The organism is Stenotrophomonas sp. YJH_SMC_82, from assembly GCF_059368875.1.
Window position 1 is genome coordinate 1 of record NZ_JCAFSE010000005.1, and the last position, 16,866, is coordinate 16,866.

At 67.8% G+C, this 16,866-nt stretch carries 14 protein-coding genes; 10 read left to right on the forward strand and 4 right to left on the reverse strand.

Going from position 1 to position 16,866, the window contains the following annotated elements:
• Positions 1 to 485: 485 nt before the first annotated feature.
• Entirely contained in the window at positions 486 to 1,697 is a 1,212-nt protein-coding gene (tyrS, locus tag AC5P53_RS17495) for a tyrosine--tRNA ligase (protein WP_478441260.1), read from the reverse strand.
• A 167-nt stretch (positions 1,698 to 1,864) separates the two neighbouring features.
• Between tyrS and AC5P53_RS17500 the strand changes: the two genes are divergently transcribed.
• A complete protein-coding gene (locus tag AC5P53_RS17500; RefSeq protein WP_032961400.1) occupies positions 1,865 to 3,337 on the forward strand; it encodes a M23 family metallopeptidase in 1,473 nt (490 codons plus the stop codon).
• Between the two features lie 66 nt (positions 3,338 to 3,403).
• Entirely contained in the window at positions 3,404 to 4,531 is a 1,128-nt protein-coding gene (locus AC5P53_RS17505) for an anhydro-N-acetylmuramic acid kinase (RefSeq protein ID WP_080281908.1), read from the forward strand.
• A gap of 106 nt (positions 4,532 to 4,637) precedes the next feature.
• Here the strand turns inward: AC5P53_RS17505 and AC5P53_RS17510 are convergent, their stop codons facing one another.
• The 3 genes from AC5P53_RS17510 to AC5P53_RS17520 form a co-directional block, all read right to left on the reverse strand.
• Complete coding sequence (locus tag AC5P53_RS17510) at positions 4,638 to 4,868, reverse strand: hypothetical protein (protein ID WP_014645678.1); 231 nt, start codon at positions 4,866 to 4,868, stop codon at positions 4,638 to 4,640.
• A gap of 78 nt (positions 4,869 to 4,946) precedes the next feature.
• Positions 4,947 to 6,251, reverse strand: a complete 1,305-nt coding sequence (locus AC5P53_RS17515) for an AmpG family muropeptide MFS transporter (protein ID WP_126411634.1) — start codon at positions 6,249 to 6,251, stop codon at positions 4,947 to 4,949.
• On the reverse strand, positions 6,248 to 7,048 hold the full coding sequence (locus tag AC5P53_RS17520) for an exodeoxyribonuclease III (RefSeq protein ID WP_041862998.1): 801 nt from the start codon (positions 7,046 to 7,048) through the stop codon (positions 6,248 to 6,250). The genes AC5P53_RS17515 and AC5P53_RS17520 overlap by 4 nt, the downstream gene beginning before the upstream one ends.
• A 162-nt stretch (positions 7,049 to 7,210) precedes the next feature.
• On the opposite strand from AC5P53_RS17520, the gene pyrE reads away from it, so the two are divergent.
• The 8 genes from pyrE to AC5P53_RS17560 all read left to right on the forward strand — a co-directional run bounded on the left by pyrE (position 7,211) and on the right by AC5P53_RS17560 (position 16,707).
• Positions 7,211 to 7,870, forward strand: coding sequence for an orotate phosphoribosyltransferase (pyrE, locus tag AC5P53_RS17525; RefSeq protein WP_032961411.1), 660 nt, complete (start codon positions 7,211 to 7,213; stop codon positions 7,868 to 7,870).
• Positions 7,871 to 7,888: 18 nt separating this feature from the next.
• Positions 7,889 to 8,551: a hypothetical protein gene (locus tag AC5P53_RS17530; RefSeq protein ID WP_014645674.1), complete on the forward strand. Its 663-nt coding sequence runs from the start codon at positions 7,889 to 7,891 to the stop codon at positions 8,549 to 8,551.
• Between the two features lie 221 nt (positions 8,552 to 8,772).
• Positions 8,773 to 8,865: a potassium-transporting ATPase subunit F gene (locus tag AC5P53_RS17535; RefSeq protein ID WP_005407770.1), complete on the forward strand. Its 93-nt coding sequence runs from the start codon at positions 8,773 to 8,775 to the stop codon at positions 8,863 to 8,865.
• Positions 8,866 to 8,876: 11 nt separating this feature from the next.
• Positions 8,877 to 10,586, forward strand: a complete 1,710-nt coding sequence (kdpA, locus tag AC5P53_RS17540) for a potassium-transporting ATPase subunit KdpA (RefSeq protein ID WP_495227476.1) — start codon at positions 8,877 to 8,879, stop codon at positions 10,584 to 10,586.
• Between the two features lie 10 nt (positions 10,587 to 10,596).
• The gene (kdpB, locus tag AC5P53_RS17545) at positions 10,597 to 12,654 is read left to right on the forward strand and encodes a potassium-transporting ATPase subunit KdpB (protein ID WP_241887739.1); all 2,058 of its coding nucleotides are present in this window, start codon (positions 10,597 to 10,599) and stop codon (positions 12,652 to 12,654) included.
• The gene (gene kdpC, locus AC5P53_RS17550; protein ID WP_075076360.1) at positions 12,651 to 13,301 is read left to right on the forward strand and encodes a potassium-transporting ATPase subunit KdpC; all 651 of its coding nucleotides are present in this window, start codon (positions 12,651 to 12,653) and stop codon (positions 13,299 to 13,301) included. The genes kdpB and kdpC overlap by 4 nt, the downstream gene beginning before the upstream one ends.
• Before the next feature lie 51 nt (positions 13,302 to 13,352).
• Positions 13,353 to 16,013: an ATP-binding protein gene (locus AC5P53_RS17555; RefSeq protein ID WP_014645670.1), complete on the forward strand. Its 2,661-nt coding sequence runs from the start codon at positions 13,353 to 13,355 to the stop codon at positions 16,011 to 16,013.
• The gene (locus AC5P53_RS17560; protein ID WP_032961423.1) at positions 15,994 to 16,707 is read left to right on the forward strand and encodes a response regulator transcription factor; all 714 of its coding nucleotides are present in this window, start codon (positions 15,994 to 15,996) and stop codon (positions 16,705 to 16,707) included. Before AC5P53_RS17555 ends, AC5P53_RS17560 begins: the two co-directional genes overlap by 20 nt.
• The last annotated feature ends 159 nt before the right edge of the window (positions 16,708 to 16,866 follow it).

The following is a 16,866-nucleotide window of genomic DNA, read 5'->3' on the forward strand; positions in this document are numbered from 1 at the left end:
CAGATGATTGATTCTGGCAACGTATCGCTTGCTTTAAAACAATTAATAGTTGCTTGATCAAACGTCTGCAAGATGGACAATCATCCTTCCTGCAGGCGCCTTCACAAGATACCTGCGCATACTTTCAAAGATCCGGGGAAGCGGCCTCAGCGCCGTTCCCGTGTGCTGCGAAGTTTCCTTCGTAGCGAGCCGCCCATTATGCCAGACTTTTTCAGTCCGTCAACACCTTCGTTCGATCATCTCGTTCGGCGGTGGTGGGCACCCTGATGTCGCTGAAGCCCCTTGGTGGCGACCCCTGCGACGGGGGAGGAGAAGTATGGCCCCATCCACATCATTTGTGAAGGGGGTGTGGCGATTTTTTTCACCGGATGTTGCATCTGTTCATCCGTCGCGCTGCGGTAGGAACCCGCGAAGCGCAGCCAAGCGTAGGCTTGGCTCTACAAGAGCATAAGGAAGGGCCGGCTGGCGCCGGCCCTTCCCTGCTGTCAGGCAGTGACCAGGCGCACGCGGGCGAAAGTACGCTTGCCGACCTGCAGCAGGCCTTCGAAGCCCGGCTGCAGCACCTGCTGGCCATCTTCGACCACTTCACCGTCGACCTTGACCGCGCGCTCCTTGAGCTTGCGATTGGCTTCAGAGTTGCTCGGGGTCAGGCCGGCCGCCGTCAGCAGCGCAGCGATACGCAGTCCTTCGGCCGGAATCGCCACGTCCTGCAGCGGCAGCTGGGTAATGTCACCCTGCCCGGTCACCGCTGCTTCCCAGCCTGCAATGGCCTGCTCGGCCGCCGCGGCGTCGTGGAAACGGGTCGCCAGTTCACGCGCCAGGCGCAGCTTGACCACACGCGGGTTCAAGCCGCCTTTGGCCACCTGCTCGCGCAGCTGCACGGCTTCGGCCTGGCTGATGTCGAAGGACAGCAGTTCGATCCAGCGCCACATCAGGGTGTCGTCCACCTTCATGGTCTTGGTGACGATGTCGATGGCCGGCTCGCTGATGCCAATGTAGTTGCCCAGCGACTTGGACATCTTGTTGACGCCGTCCAGGCCTTCCAGCAGCGGCATGGTCAGCACCACCTGCGGCTTCTGGCCGTGGTGTTCCTGCAGGCCACGGCCCATCAGCAGGTTGAACTTCTGGTCGGTACCGCCCAGTTCGACGTCGGCCTTCAGGGCCACCGAATCGTAGCCCTGCACCAGCGGGTACAGGAATTCGTGGATGGCGATGGACTGCTGGGCGGCATAGCGCTTGGCGAAGTCGTCGCGCTCGAGCATGCGCGCCACGGTGTGCTGGCCGGCCAGGCGGATCATGTCGGCCGCGCCCATCTTGCCGAACCACTCCGAGTTGAAGCGGACTTCGGTACGGCTGCGGTCGAGCACCTTGAACACCTGTTCCTCGTAGGTACGGGCGTTGGCCAGCACGTCATCGCGGCTGAGCGGCTTGCGGGTCAGGCTCTTGCCGGACGGGTCGCCGATCATGCCGGTGAAGTCGCCGATCAGGAAAATGACCTGGTGGCCGAGGTCCTGGAACTGGCGCATCTTGTTCAGCAGCACCGTATGGCCCAGGTGCAGGTCGGGCGCGGTGGGGTCGAAGCCGGCCTTGATCCGCAGCGGACGGCCTTCCTGCAGGCGCGCACGCAGATCCTCGAGCTTGAGGATCTCGTCGGCACCACGGCCGATCAGGGCAAGGGCTTCTTCAATCGAGGACACGTGACTACTCCCGGCAACGCCGATTCTTGTGTGGGGTGTTAAAGCGAAGTTAACCCGATTGGCTTCACAAAAGCCAATGGGCACAAGGGTTTGACGCGGTTTTCTGAGGTGTCTATGGTAACCGGCGATCAGGCCCGCACTCCCAGGCCGCCAGGAAAAAACCGCCGATGCACAATTCCGAACAAGGGCGCGCACGCAAGCAGCGCTTCCAGGAACGCCTCCACGTCCTGCACGACAACACCCTGCATCGGAAGCTCAGGCAACATCTTCCCGCCGCCTTCAATGAGCGCTGGACCCGCCGCCATTGGATGCATGCCAGCCTGTTTGCGACCATCGGCGCCCTGGTGGCGACGATCGTCCCCGGTTTCTCGCACACCATCGATGCGCCTTACGCCGACAGCCACACCAGCCTGGCGCTGCCGTTGCCGCCGCTGACCATGGCCCGCCAGCAGCAGGTGCCGGGTGACAGCTGGCAGGTGCTGCGCGTGCAGCGTGGCCAGACCCTGAGCGACCTGTTCGACAAGGCTGGCATTCCGGCCACCACCCTGCACCGGGTGCTGGACCACCCCGGCGCGCGTGAGGCGTTGACCAAGCTGCGCCCGGGTGCCGAGATCGCCTTCGACATGCCGCTGTCCGGCGACCTGCGCAGCATCCGTTTCGACCGCGATGCCGACAACCGCGTGGAACTGAGCCTGGCCGGCGATGACATCAAGGAGAAAGTGACCAAGCGCGAGTCCTCCACGCGCACCGTGGTCACCAGCGGCGAGATCACCAGTTCGCTGTATGCCGCGGCCCGACGGGCCGGGCTGTCGCCGTCGGCGATCGCGACGATGACCGACGACATCTTCAAGTACGACATCGACTTCTCCAAGGACCTGCAGCCGGGCGACCGCTTCAGCGTGGTGATGGATGAAACCTGGCGCGAAGGCGAGAAGGTGGACACCAGCAAGATCCTGGCGGCGACCTTCACCACCGGTGGCAAGACCTATTCCGGCTTCCGCTTCGACCGCAACGGCAAGTCCGAGTACTACGACATCAACGGCCGTTCGCTGAAGAAGAGCTTCATCCGCATGCCGATCCCGTTCGCGCGGCTGAGTTCGACCTTCGGCGCACGCAAGCACCCGGTGCTGGGCAAGATGCGCATGCACAAGGGCGTGGACTACGCCGCGCGCACCGGCACTCCGATCATGGCCGCCGGCGATGCCCGCGTGCAGTTCGCCGGCGTGCAGCGCGGCTACGGCAACGTGGTGATCCTCGACCATGGCCGCGGCCACACCACCCTGTACGGCCACATGTCGCGCTTTGCGAACATCAGGACCGGCCAGCGCGTGGCCCAGGGCACGGTGATCGGCTACGTCGGTTCGACCGGCTTGGCGACCGGGCCGCACCTGCACTACGAATTCCGCGTCAACGGCGAGCACCGCAACCCGCTGACCGTGACCATGCCGCCGCCGGAACCGCTGAAGGGCGCCGAGCTGGTCGCCTTCCGCGCGCAGACCGCGCCGGCGATGGCGCGCATCCAGGGCATGGAGAAGCTGATCTACGCCGACGCCAGCCCGGCACCGACCAGCCGCGACGAGGCTGCGCCCGAGGTGGCCAGCGCCAAGGACAAGCAGGCGACCGGCCGCAAGCGCGGCTGAGCGTCTTGCGTTGACGAAGAAGGACGCGGCAGCCCAAGCTTGCCGCGTCCTTTTTTTATGCCTGCCATGAACACGACTGCCGACGCTGACGCCCCCCTGTACCTTGGCCTGATGTCGGGCACCAGCGCCGATGGCATCGATGCCGCGCTGGTGCAGTTCCCCGCCGGCGGTGGCTGCCGCTTCGTGCACGGCCTGACCGCCCGCTGGGAGCCGGTGCTGCGCGCGCGGCTGGTGGCGCTGGGCGAAGGTGGCCCGCTGGAGTCGCTGGAGGAACTGGGCGAACTGGACGCGCGGATCGCGATCAACTTCGCCGGGGCCGCCAATCAACTGCTGGCCGAGGCCGGCGTGGACCGCAGCCAGGTGCGCGCGATCGGCTCGCACGGCCAGACCGTGCGCCACCGCCCGCTGGCCGACCCGGCGTTCACCGTGCAGCTGGGCGACGGCAACCGCATTGCCGAACTGACCGGGATCACGACGGTATCCGACTTCCGCCGCCGCGACGTGGCGGCCGGGGGCCACGGTGCGCCGCTGATGCCGGCCTTCCACCTGGGCATGCTGGGCACCGCCGACGAAGACCGCGCGGTGCTCAACCTGGGCGGCATCGCCAACCTGACCCTGATCCCGCGCGAAGGCGCGGTGCGTGGCTTCGATACCGGCCCGGCCAATGCGCTGATGGACGCCTGGTGCCAGCGCCATACCGGCCGCACCTTCGATGCCGATGGCGCTTACGCTGCCAGTGGCACGTTGGACGAGGGCCTGCTGGCCGGCTGGCGCTCGGACCCGTGGTTCGCGCTGCCGCCGCCGAAGAGCACCGGGCGCGAACAGTTTCACCTGTCCTGGGCCGAAGCCCACATGGGGGAAGGCGAGTACGCCGCTGCCGATGTGCAGGCCACCCTGCTGGAGCTGACCGTGGCGACCGTGGCCGATGCGTTGCTGGCGCAGCAGCCGCAGACCCGGCGCCTGCTGGTCTGTGGCGGCGGTGTGCGCAACCGGCAGCTGATGAAGCGGCTGGCGGCGCGGCTGCCGGAGGTGCAGGTTGAGTCCAGCGCGGTGCATGGACTGGACCCGGAGTACGTGGAGGCGATGGGTTTCGCCTGGCTGGCGCAGCGGACGATGGACGGGCTGGCGGGCAACCTGCCGAGCGTGACCGGGGCGACGGGCCCGCGGATCCTGGGGGCGATCCACCTGGCGTGAGGTAGGCCGTCCGCGCAGGTGAGGCGCCGTTGTAGAGCCGAGCCCTGCTCGGCTTAGCGCGGGCCGGGCCAAGAGCAGCCGAGCATGGCTCGGCTCTACAAGGGCGCTAATCGAAGCCCTGCCCTGCCGGCAGGGCCTGCAGGGCGGCAATCGCGGCGGAGAGGGCGTCCACTTCGGGATCGCCGAAGCCGGAGCGGACCTCCAGTTCACTGCTGAACAGCCCCTGCTCCAGCAAGGCGGCGCAGGTCTGTTCGTGGGTCCAGCCGCGGGCGACCGCGACCCGTCGGATGCGTTCCAGCAGCAGCGGGTCCAGGTCCCGCAGCACAACGTCGGCCATGCTCACTTCCCCGTTCGCAAGGCACCGCCCCCTCGGCGCGTCGGGGGCGATGATCCCGCAGTCCGGGCGGGCAGGCAATCAGGCGACCGGCGGCGGCCCGCGATCGGCGATCCGCGGCCACAGCCACGCCAGCAGCAGCAGGGTTGGCACCACGGTGATCGAGCTGAGGATGAAGAACGTGCTGTAGGACGTGGCTTCGACGATGTAGCCGGAGACGCCACCGACGAACTTGCCCGGCAGGTTGGCCAGCGAGACCAGCAATGCGTACTGGGTGGCGGTGAAGTTGCGGTCGGTCAGCGACGACATGAAGGCCACCAGCACGGTGCCGGCAAAGCCCTGGAACAGGTTGTCGGCACTGAGCGCGGCGTAGAACGCCCACAGCTTGCCCGGATTGTGCGCCATCAGCAGGAAGGCCAGGTTGGACAGCGCCACGCCCAGCGCGGCCACCAGCAGCATGCGGCGGAAGCCGAACGCAGCCACCGCGATGCCGCCAAGGAACGCGCCGCCGATGCCCATCCACACACCGAACAGCTTGGAGACGGTGGCGATGTCGGCCTTGTCGAACCCCGAATCGAGATAGAACGGCCCGGCCATCACTCCGATCACCTGGTCGGGGAACTTGAACAGGCCGACGAAGGCCAGCAGCACCAGCGCCAGTGCCACGCCATTGCGGCTGAAGAAGCTGGAGATGGGCTGGACGAACGCTTCGGCAATATCGATGCGGCGCTGCACGGCGGTGGCCGGGCGCTGCGGTTCGGCGCACAGCAGGGTGGTGATGATCGGCAGCAGCATCAGCGCGGCCATCGCCAGGTAGGCGACGATCCAGCCTTCGAACTGGGCCAGGTACAGCGCGCCGGCACCGGCCAGGATCAGGCCGATCCGGTAGCCCAGCGTATAGGTGGCGGCCAGCGCCGCCTGGGCGGTCTGCGGCGCGATCTCGATGCGGTAGGCATCGACGGCCGAATCCTGGGTGGCGCCGGCGAACGACGCCACCAGCACCCACATCACCAACGGCCACACGCCCTGTTCGGGCCGCACGAAGGCCAGCGCGACCAGCCCGACCAGCACCAGCACCTGCGACACCAGCAGCCAGGAGCGGCGGCGGCCGAGCCGCCCCAGCAGCGGGAAGGCGTAGCGGTCCAGCAGCGGTGCCCACAGAAACTTGAGCAGGTAGAAGAAGCTGGCCAGGCTGATCAGGCCGATGCTGCCCAGATCCAGCCCGACGTCGCGCAGGCGCGTGGACAGGGTCTGCGAGGCGATCAGCAGGAACGGCAGGCCACTGCCGAAGCCGAGCATGGCCATGGTCAGCGCCGACGGGGTACCGAAGGCGCGCTTGATGCCGGCCCAGCCCTTGTAGCTGACCGGCGTGGCGGCCTCGGTCACAGGTCGTAGTCCACGGTGAACGGGGCGTGGTCGGAGAAGCGCTCGTCGCGGTAGATCGAGCAGCTGCGCAGTCGGTCACGCAGGCCCGGGGTGATGAACTGGTAGTCGATGCGCCAACCGACATTGTTGGCACGGGCGGCGCCGCGGTTGCTCCACCAGGTGTAGTCCTCTCCGGTGGGGTTGAGCAGGCGGTAGGCATCGGCCCACCCACGGCCGCCGGCGACATCGGTGGCCTGGCCGTGGTCGGCGCACAGCGCGTTGAGCCAGTCGCGCTCCTCCGGCAGGCAGCCGGAGTTCTTCTGGTTGGACTTCCAGTTCTTGATGTCCAGCGCCGAACGCACGATGTTCCAGTCACCGCACAGCACGTAGTCGCGGCCGCTGCGCGCCCACGCTTCGAGGATCGGCCGCAGCCATTCCATCACTTCGAACTTGAAGCCCTGGCGCAGGTCGCCCGAGCTGCCCGATGGGATATAGAAGGAAACCACGCTGAGATTGCCGTAGCGCGCCTCGATGTAGCGGCCTTCGTCGTCGAACGGCGCCCAGCCCAGCGAGGTGATGACCTGGTCCGGTTCGCGCTTGCTGTAGATCGCCACGCCGCTGTAGCCCTTCTTGGTGATGGCATCGCGATAGAAGCAGTGGTGGCCGTCCGGACGGAACATCGGGTCGGTCAGCTGGTCTTCCTGGGCCTTGGTTTCCTGGATGCACAGGACGTCGGCGTCCTGGGCACGGAACCAGTCGAGGAAGCCCTTGGTCGCGGCGGAACGGATGCCATTGGCGTTGAAACTGATGATGCGCATGCGGGGGACCTGCGGCGGGAAACCGGGCAAGCATACCGGTTGCCCGCAGGGCTGCGCAGTCCGCCAGGCCGGGCCTGGACGGCTTTCACATGGCGCTGGACGAGCGCGAAACGCCCAGCTGGATTAGGATTTGTGCTCCAAATGAAGATGAATCGAGTTTTGATGAGCGACCACCGCCACCGTTTCCTGCAGCTGGCCCTGACTGCCGACGCCCTGCGCTTCGGCCAGTTCACCCTCAAGTCCGGCCGGCTGAGCCCCTATTTCTTCAACGCAGGTCGTTTCGACTCCGGTTCGCTGCTGTCGCAGCTCGGCGCCTGCTACGCCGATGCCATCGATGCCACCGGGATCAAGTACGACGTGGTGTTCGGCCCGGCCTACAAGGGCATTCCGCTGGCCACCGCGATGGCCTGCGAGCTGGCCCAGCGTGGCCGCGACCTGCCGCTGTCGTTCAACCGCAAGGAAGCCAAGGACCATGGTGAAGGCGGCCAGCTGATCGGCGCCGACCTGAATGGCAAGCGCGTGCTGATCGTCGATGACGTGATCACCGCCGGTACCGCGATCCGCGAAGCGCTGGGCATCATCCGCGCTGCCGGCGGCACCCCGGCCGGCATCGTGGTGGCACTGGACCGCCAGGAGATCGCCTCGGAAGCCGACCGTCGCTCGGCGGCACAGTCGGTGGCCGAAGAAGCCGGCATTCCGGTGATCGCCGTGGCATCGCTGGCCGATCTGCTTGATTTCGCCTCCGGCAACCCGGAACTTGTCGGTTACCGGCAGCCGCTGGAAGCCTACCGGGCCCAGTACGGCGTCCGTTCGATCCGCTGACCGACCAGGGGAAAGGTCATGTCCCGAGTTCCTGCTGTTCTCTTTGCCGGCCTGCTGCTGGCCGTGCCGTTCACCGTGCCGGCGCAGTCGCGCGACGGCGGCAAGGTGGAAAAGAAGCTGTACTGCTGGAACGAGGGCAAGGAGCGGATCTGCAGTGATTCGCTGCCGGCCGATGCGGTAAATCACGCCCGCGAGGAGTTCAACGCGAAGAGCGGCCTGCGCAATGCGCAGGTCCAGCGCGCGTTGACCGACGAGGAGCGCGCCGCAGCCAGCACCGTGGCACAGCAGCAGCAGCTGGACCTGATGGCCGAGCAGACCCGCCAGCGCACCGAGCAGGCGATGCTGTCCACCTATGGCAGCGAGGACGACCTGCGCCGGGTGTTCGCCGAACGCCAGGAAGTGCTGGACAACAACCTGAAGACCGCCGAGTACAACGTCACCAGCCTGCGCGAATCGCTGGTGGCGCTGCTGTCGGCCGCCGGTGACCGCGAACTGGCCGGTGGCAAGGTGGCCGACAAGCAGGCCGAGGCGATCCGCCAGCGGCATATACAACTGCAGTCGCAGCAACGCCTGCAGGCCGGGTTCCTGCAGCAGCAGCAGGCGCTGAAGGCCGAGATCGACAGCACGCTGCAGCGCTATCGCGAGCTGAAGGGCGTGGCGCAGGCGAGCCAGGCGCCGTGATTCGCCTGTAGCGTCGGGCCCACGCTCGGCGCCGCGTGACCTTGGGAAAGGGCAGCCGAGCATGGGCTCGGCTCTACAGCAGGCGGCGCCTGGTTACGGGTTGGCCCACGGAATTTATGCACTCTTTACGCGTCGGCCCGGTCCGGCGCGTAGTGCGTTTATGGGCGGCAGGACGACGATGACGGCCTGAGGTGGAGGGGTTCCACCAGGTCGCTATTGAAATGTCCCCCTGGCTGTCTTTGTTGTGTGGCGTGCTGGTGCTGGTCGCCGCCGCCTATCTTCTCTATGTCGTGCTGCGGCCCGAATCGTTCTAACGGAGCCGGCCATGACTGAGATGCTTGTCATTCTTGCCGCCAGCCTGCTGCTGGCGTGGCCGCTGGGCCTGTACCTGGCCCGCGTGATGCGCGGCACGCCGATGAAGGTCGACGTGCTGTTCAACTGGATCGAAAAGCCGTTGTACAAGGTGTTCGGCGTCGATCCCTCGCGCGCGATGTCCTGGCGCGGCTACGTGCTGGCCTTCGTGCTGAGCAACGTGGTGGTCGCTGTGTTGACCCAGGCGGTGTTCATGACCCAGGCCTGGTTGCCACTGAACCCGGACCAGATCCCGAACATGCGCTGGGACACCGCGCTGCACACGATGATCTCGTTCCTGACCAACACCAACCAGCAGCACTATTCGGGCCAGGCGCAGCTGTCCTACCTCTCGCAGATGACCGGCATCACCGGCCTGCAGGTGGTGACGCCGATGATGGGCCTGGCGCTGGCGGTGGCGACGCTGCGCGCGTTGTTCTCGCGTGCGCCGCAGGCTGCGGCGGCCACCGGTGCCGGCGATGACCGCCAGGTGGCGGTAGGCAACTACTACGTGGACGTGGTGCGCCTGTGCGTGCGTTTCCTGTTGCCGCTGTGCCTGGTGTGGACCCTGCTGCTGACCAGCCAGGGTGTGCCGTCGACGATGGCCGGTGGCCCGCAGGCCACGCCGATCGATGCCAGCGCCGGCATGACCGGACAGAAGCTGCCGCTGGGCCCGGTGGCGGCGATGGTCGCGGCCAAGCAGCTTGGCGCCAACGGTGGCGGCTGGTACGGCCCGAACAGCAGCTTCCCGCTGGAGAACCCGACCCCGCTGTCGAACGCGCTGGAAATCGTCGGCATCCTGCTGGTGCCGATGGCGGTGATCTTCATGATCGGCGCGTTCACCGGCCGGCGTCGCTTCGGCGCCCTGGTGTTCAGCTGCATGCTGGGCATGTCGCTGCTTTCCACCGGCGCGATGATGTGGAGCGAAAGGCATAGCGCCAGCGCCGCCACCCCGCTGCTGATGGAAGGTAAGGAGGTGCGCTTCGGCGCCGAAGGCACGGCGCTGTGGGCGGCGGTGACTACCCAGGTCTCCAATGGCTCGGTGAACGGCATGCACGATTCGCTGGCGCCGCTGAGCGGCGGCATCGCGATGGTCAACATGCTGGTCAGCGCGATCTGGGGCGGCATCGGCTGTGGCCTGCAGCAGTTCATCGTCTATCTGCTGCTGGGTGTGTTCCTGGCCGGGTTGATGACCGGGCGCACGCCGGAACTGTTCGGCCGCAAGCTGGAGACGCCCCAGGTGCGCCTGCTGGCCCTGCTGGTGCTGCTGCAGCCGATCACCCTGCTGGTGTTCACTGCGATCACCCTGGCCGTGCCCGGCCTGGCCGGCACCTCCAACCCCGGCTTCCATGGCATCAGCCAGGTGTTCTACGAGTATGTCTCGGCCTACGCCAACAACGGTTCGGGCTTCGAAGGACTGGGTGACGCCACGCTGTGGTGGAACCTGAGCTGCTCGCTGGTACTGCTGCTGGGCCGCTTCCCGCTGCTGATCATTCCGCTGGTGGTGGCCGCACAGCTGGCCGCCAAGCGCCAGGCGCCGGAGTCTGCCGGCAGCCTGCAGATCGAAACCCCGACCTTCGCCCTGACCCTGGTCTCGGTGATCGTCATCCTGACCGTGCTGCAGTTCATGCCGGCGCTGGTACTCGGCCCGATCGCCGATCACCTGAGCCTGGGACTGCGCTGAGGACACCCTGATGAGTACCCAAGCAAGTTCAACCCGTAGTACCCATGCACCGCGCCCTGCCCTGCTTGATGGCGCCGGCCTGCGCCGTGCGCTGGTCGAAGCAGTGCGCAAGCTGGCGCCGATGCATCTGGTGCGCAGCCCGGTGATGGCGGTGGTGATGGCCGGCACGATCGTCGCCGCGATCGTCACCCTGACCGGCAATGCACCGCTGGGCTTCGGCCTGGCGGTAACCGCCATCCTGCTGGTGACCGTGCTGTTCGGCAATTTCGCCGAGGCAGTGGCCGAAGCGCGTGGCCGTGGCCAGGCCGCCTCGCTGCGCCGTGCCCGCCAGGACCTGGTGGCGCGCCGGCTGGCGGCGCCGCAGCCGGGCGCAGCCGATGCCCAGGTGCCTGCCGCCGAGCTGCGCCCGGGCGACCATGTGATCGTCAGTGCCGGTGAGCTGGTGCCGGCCGATGGCGAGATCGTGCAGGGCCTGGCCACCATCAACGAAGCGGCAGTGACCGGCGAATCGGCACCGGTGCTGCGCGAGGCCGGTACCGACCGTTCCGGTGTGATCGGTGGCACCAAGGTGCTGTCCGACCAGATCATCGTGCGGGTGACCGCCGAGCCGGGCCACAGCTTCCTGGACCGCATGATCGCGCTGGTGGAAGGTGCCAATCGCCAGAAGACCCCCAACGAGATCGCGCTGACCCTGCTGCTGGCGGCGATGACGCTGACCTTCCTGGTGGTGGTGGCCACGTTGCCGGCGATCGGCGCGGCCGTGGGCGTGCAGGTCGATCCACTGCTGCTGATCGCACTGCTGGTGTGCCTGATCCCGACCACCATCGGCGGCCTGCTGCCGGCCATCGGCATCGCCGGCATGAACCGTGCGCTGGCCGCCAACGTACTGGCCAAGTCGGGCAAGGCAGTGGAAGTGGCCGGCGACGTCGACGTGCTGCTGCTGGACAAGACCGGCACCATCACCTACGGCGACCGCCAGGCCAGCCACTTCCATCCGCTGGCCGGCATCGACGCCAGCCAGCTGCGCGAGGCGGCACTGCTGTCCTCGCTGGCCGACCCGACCCCGGAAGGCAAGTCGATCGTGCGCCTGGCGCGCGAACAGGGCTGCGCCACCGCCGAGCCGGACCGTGCCGACTACCTGGCCTTCAGTGCCCAGACCCGGATGTCCGGCGTCGATCTGGAACATGGGCGGCAGATCCGCAAGGGCGCTGCCGATGCGATCCGCACCCACGTGCAGGCGCTCGGCGGCAGCGTGCCGGCTGAACTGGCCGGCCGCGTCGAGCAGGTCGCGCGCAATGGCGCCACCCCGCTGGTGGTGGCCGAGGGCCGCCACGTGCTGGGCGTGATCGAGCTGTCGGACGTGGTCAAGCACGGCATGCGCGAGAAGTTCGCACAGCTGCGGGCGATGGGTATCCGCACGGTGATGATCACCGGCGACAACCCGCTGACCGCCGCCGCCATCGCTGCCGAAGCGGGCGTTGATGACTACATCGCCGAGGCCCGTCCGGAAGACAAGCTCGCACGCATCCGCCAGGAACAGGCCGGTGGCCGCCTGGTGGCGATGGTGGGCGATGGCACCAACGATGCTCCCGCGCTGGCCCAGGCCGACATCGGCCTGGCGATGAACTCCGGCACGCAGGCGGCGAAGGAGGCCGGCAACATGGTCGACCTCGATTCAGACCCGGCCAAGCTGCTGGCGGTCGTGGAAGTGGGCAAGCAGCAGCTGATCACCCGCGGTGCGCTGACCACCTTCTCGCTGGCCAACGACGTGTCCAAGTACTTCGCGATCCTGCCGGCGCTGTTTGCCGCTGCGGTTCCGGCCATGGCCGCACTGAACGTGATGCAGCTGTCGAGCCCACGCAACGCGGTGCTGGCGGCGCTGATCTTCAACGCGCTGGTGATTCCCGCGCTGATCCCGCTCGCCCTGCGTGGCGTGCGCTTCCGTCCGGCCACGGCCACCGCGCTGCTGCGCCGGAACATGCTGGTGTACGGCCTCGGCGGCGTGCTGTTGCCGTTCGCGGCGATCAAGCTGATCGACCTCTTCCTTGTCCTGGTATTCGGCGCATGAACCGTTCTGCTTCCACCTCCACCTCCCTGCCCCGCGAACCGAAGGCCGAAGCCCGCGTGGCCAGCCTGCAGGACGGCGCCGGCTGGCGCCCGGCGATCGGCCTGGGCCTGGCCACCCTGCTGCTGGCCGGCGCGGTCTACGCCGGCATCGCCACCGGTTTCGCCGGCCTGGCCTACCCCACCCAGGCCGAGGGCAGCCTGCTGCGCGATGGCAGCGGCCAGGTGCGCGGCTCGGCATGGTTGTCGCAGCCGTTCACCGGTGATGGCTACTTCCAGGCACGGCCGTCGGCGGCCAACTACGACCCGATGGCCGCGGCCGGTTCCAACCTGGCGCGCAGCAACCCGGCGCTGGCCGAGCGTGTTGCCGCCAGCACGGCGGCGGTGGCCGCGCGCGAAGGTGTCGCCCCGGCGCAGGTGCCGGCCGACCTGGTCACCCAGTCCGGCGGCGGGCTGGATCCGCAGCTGTCGCCGGCGGCGGCGCAGCTGCAGGTGGCACGCGTGGCACGTGCCCGCGGCCTGCCGGTGGAGCGCGTGCAGGCCTTGGTGCAGGCACATACTGAAGGGCGCCAGTGGGGCGTGTTCGGCCAGCCGCGGGTGAACGTGGTGACGCTGAACTTCGCGCTGGACCATGCGGCCAAGGCGCCGTGATGCCGGCCTGCATCGGCTGCGCGCACAATGGCGGCCATGACAGCGGCCCCCATGACTGATGCGCGTACCCGCCAGGCCGATGCCCTGGTGGAAGGCCTGCAACGCGAAGCCGGTGGCAAGCTGACCGTGTTCCTCGGCGCTGCGCCGGGTGTGGGCAAGACCTACACCATGCTGACCCGTGCCCAAGAGCAGCTGCGCCGCGGCGTGGACCTGGTGGTCGGGCTGGTGGAAACCCATGGCCGCGCCGAAACCCAGGCCCTGCTGGAAGGCCTGCCGCAGCTGCCGTTGAAGGACGTGGCCTATCACGGCCACGCCCTGCAGGAGATGGACCTGGATGCCGTGCTGGCACGGCATCCAGCGCTGGTGCTGGTGGACGAACTGGCCCATCGCAATGCGCCCGGCAGCCGCCATGAGCGGCGCTGGCAGGATGTGATGGAGCTGCTCGACGCCGGCATCGACGTCTGGACCACGGTCAACATCCAGCATCTGGAAAGCCTCAACGACGTGGTGATGCGCATCACCGGCGTGCGGGTCAGCGAGACCGTGCCCGATGGCGTGCTCGATCGCCTGCACGACATCGTGCTGGTCGATCTGCCGCCGCGCGAACTGATCGCGCGCCTGCAGCAGGGCAAGGTCTATGTGCCCGAACAGGCCGCGCAGGCGCTGCAGGCGTTCTTCTCGCCGGCCAACCTGACCGCCCTGCGTGAGCTGGCGATGCAGGAAGCCGCCGACCGCGTCGACAGCAGCCTGCGTGAAACCCGCGCCGCACGGGGCGAAGGCAACCTGCCGCTGCGGCGCGGCGTGCTGGTGGCCATCGATGGCGGCGGCCAGAGCGAGTACCTGGTGCGGGTGGCGCGCCGCATCGCCGAGCGCCGCGACGCACCGTGGACGGTGGTGACCGTGCAGGGCCGGCGCCAGGACGAGGCCACGCGGCGCGAGATCGATGCGGCCTTCGCCCTGGCACGGCGCCTGGGCGGCGACGCCGAACTGCTGCACGGATCGAGCATCGCCGATGCCCTGCTCGACCATGCAGCGCACAACGGCGTATCGACCCTGGTGCTGGGGCGCACCCGTGAGCGCCCGCTGGCGCGGATGTTCAACCGAACCCTGACCCAGCAGCTGATCCAGCGCGGGGCGCACTACGAGATCACCATCATCAGCACGCCGCAGGCCCGGGCGCGCTCGCGCCGCGAGGGTCTGCTGCCACCGATGCGCGGCATCAGCTACGAGCCGGTACAGGCACTGATCGCCACCGCGCTGGCCTGTGCGGTGGCTTGGCTGGCCGAACGCTGGGTCGGCATGGCTGACCTGTCGATGGTGTTCATCGTGGCAGTGGTGCTGGTGGCGGCGCGCACGCGTGCCAGCGTGGCGGTGATGGCGGCGATCCTGTGCTTCCTGGCCTACAACTTCCTGTTCATCGCGCCCCGCTTCACCTTCGCCATCGGTGCGCGCCAAGGCGTGATCACCGTGTTCCTGTTCCTGGCCGCCGCCTTGGTGGCCGGACGGCTGGCCTCGCGCCTGCGCATGCAGGTCATTGCGCTGCGTGCGGCCAACCGCCATGCACGTGCACGCCAGCAGCTGGGCCGTCAGCTGGCCAGCGCCGCTGGCAACGGCGAGGTGGCACAGGCAGGTCGGCATGCCTTGGAGCAGGCGATGGATGTGCCGGCGTGGCTGCGGATCGGCGCGGACACTGCCGCCGGTGGCCGCAGCCAACCCGGCGATACCGACCTGGCTGCCGCCGACTGGGCGCTGCGCCACGGCCAGCCCAGCGGCCGCTTCACCGACACCCTGGCCGGTGCGCAGTGGTGGTTCCTGCCATTGCTGGATGGCGAAGATCGCGCGATCGGCGTGGCCGGCCTGTACCTGCCCGGCGCACAGGCACGCCTGCTGCCCGAACAGCGGCAGCTTGCCGAAGCGATGGTCGATGACATCGCGCAGGCCGCACTGCGTACCCGGCTGGTGGCCGAACTGGAACAGGCGCATGTCAGCAACGAGACCGAGCGGTTGCGCTCGGCCCTGCTCTCTTCGGTGTCGCACGACCTGCGCTCTCCACTGGCGGCGATGATCGGTTCGGCCGACAGCCTGGCCAGTTACGGCGCGGCGATGGACACGGCCGATCGCCGTGCCCTGCTGGACACCATCCTGGTCGAAGGCGAGCGGCTGGACCGCTACATCCAGAACCTGCTGGACATGACCCGCCTTGGCCACGAAGGTCTGAAGATCAACCGTGACTGGATCGGCGTGGACGAACTGATCGGCTCGGCCGCACGGCGCCTGCAGCGCTACCAGCCCAAGGTGCGGCTGGAGCTGGACATTCCGTCCACGCTGGCGCCGATCTGGGTACACCCGGCGCTGGTCGAACAGGCCGTGTTCAACGTGATGGAGAACGCGGCCAAGTTCTCGCCGCCCGACGCCGCCGTGCAGGTGCAGGCGCGCGAACTGGACGGCCAGCTGCGCATCGACGTGATCGATGCCGGCCCCGGCATTCCCGACGACGAGCGCGCGCGCATCTTCGACATGTTCTACAGCGTCGAGCGCGGCGACCGCGGCCGCCACGGCACCGGCCTGGGCCTGACCATCTGCCAGGGCATGATCGGCGCACATGGCGGCAGCGTGCAGGCGCTGCCCGGACGCGACGGTCGCGGTACCCTGATCCGCATCACCCTGCCCCTGCTCAAGCCAGCCTCCCACGATGAGCCCGACCCCGATTGATGCCAGCGTGCCGGCCGCGCGCGTGCTGGTGATCGATGATGAAACCCAGATCCGCCGGTTCCTGGACATCAGCCTGCGCGCGCAGGGCTACCAGGTGCGACAGGCCGCCACCGGCCAGGAAGGCCTGCAGCTGGCCGCCAGCGAGGACATGGACCTGGTGATCTTGGATATCGGCCTGCCGGACATGGAAGGCCACGAGGTGCTGGAACAGCTGCGGCAGTGGAGCCAGGTGCCGGTGATCATGCTGACCGTGCGCGCCGGCGAAGCCGAGAAGGTGCGCGCACTGGATACCGGCGCCAACGACTACGTGACCAAGCCGTTCGGCACGCAGGAACTGATGGCACGGGTGCGGGCGCTGCTGCGCACGCGCAGCGTACCCAGTGATGGCACGCCACCGGTGTTCGACGACGGCCACCTGCGCGTGGACCTGGTGCGCCGCGAAGTCGCCCTGCAGGGTGAACCGGTGGCGTTGACCCGCAAGGAATACGCGTTGCTGTCGCTGCTGCTGCGCAATGCCGGGCGGGTAGTGACACAGCCGCAGATCCTGCAGGAGATCTGGGGGCCGACCCACCAGCACGATACCCATTACCTGCGCATCCTGGTCGGCAAGCTGCGGCACAAGCTGGGCGATTCGGCGCTGGATTCACGCTACCTGTTCACCGAACCGGGCGTGGGCTTGCGATTCAAGGGGTGAGGGTATGCCGAACAACGGTCGGCACCCACCAAAGCAAATTCGGAAGAGCATCCACGCATAGCGTGGATCTCTGCTGTGTCGACCAAGGTCGACACCTACCAAGAGCAGTTCATGCGGTTCGGACAGATCGCGGAAATCTGTCGAAGGCGGGGTGGGTCC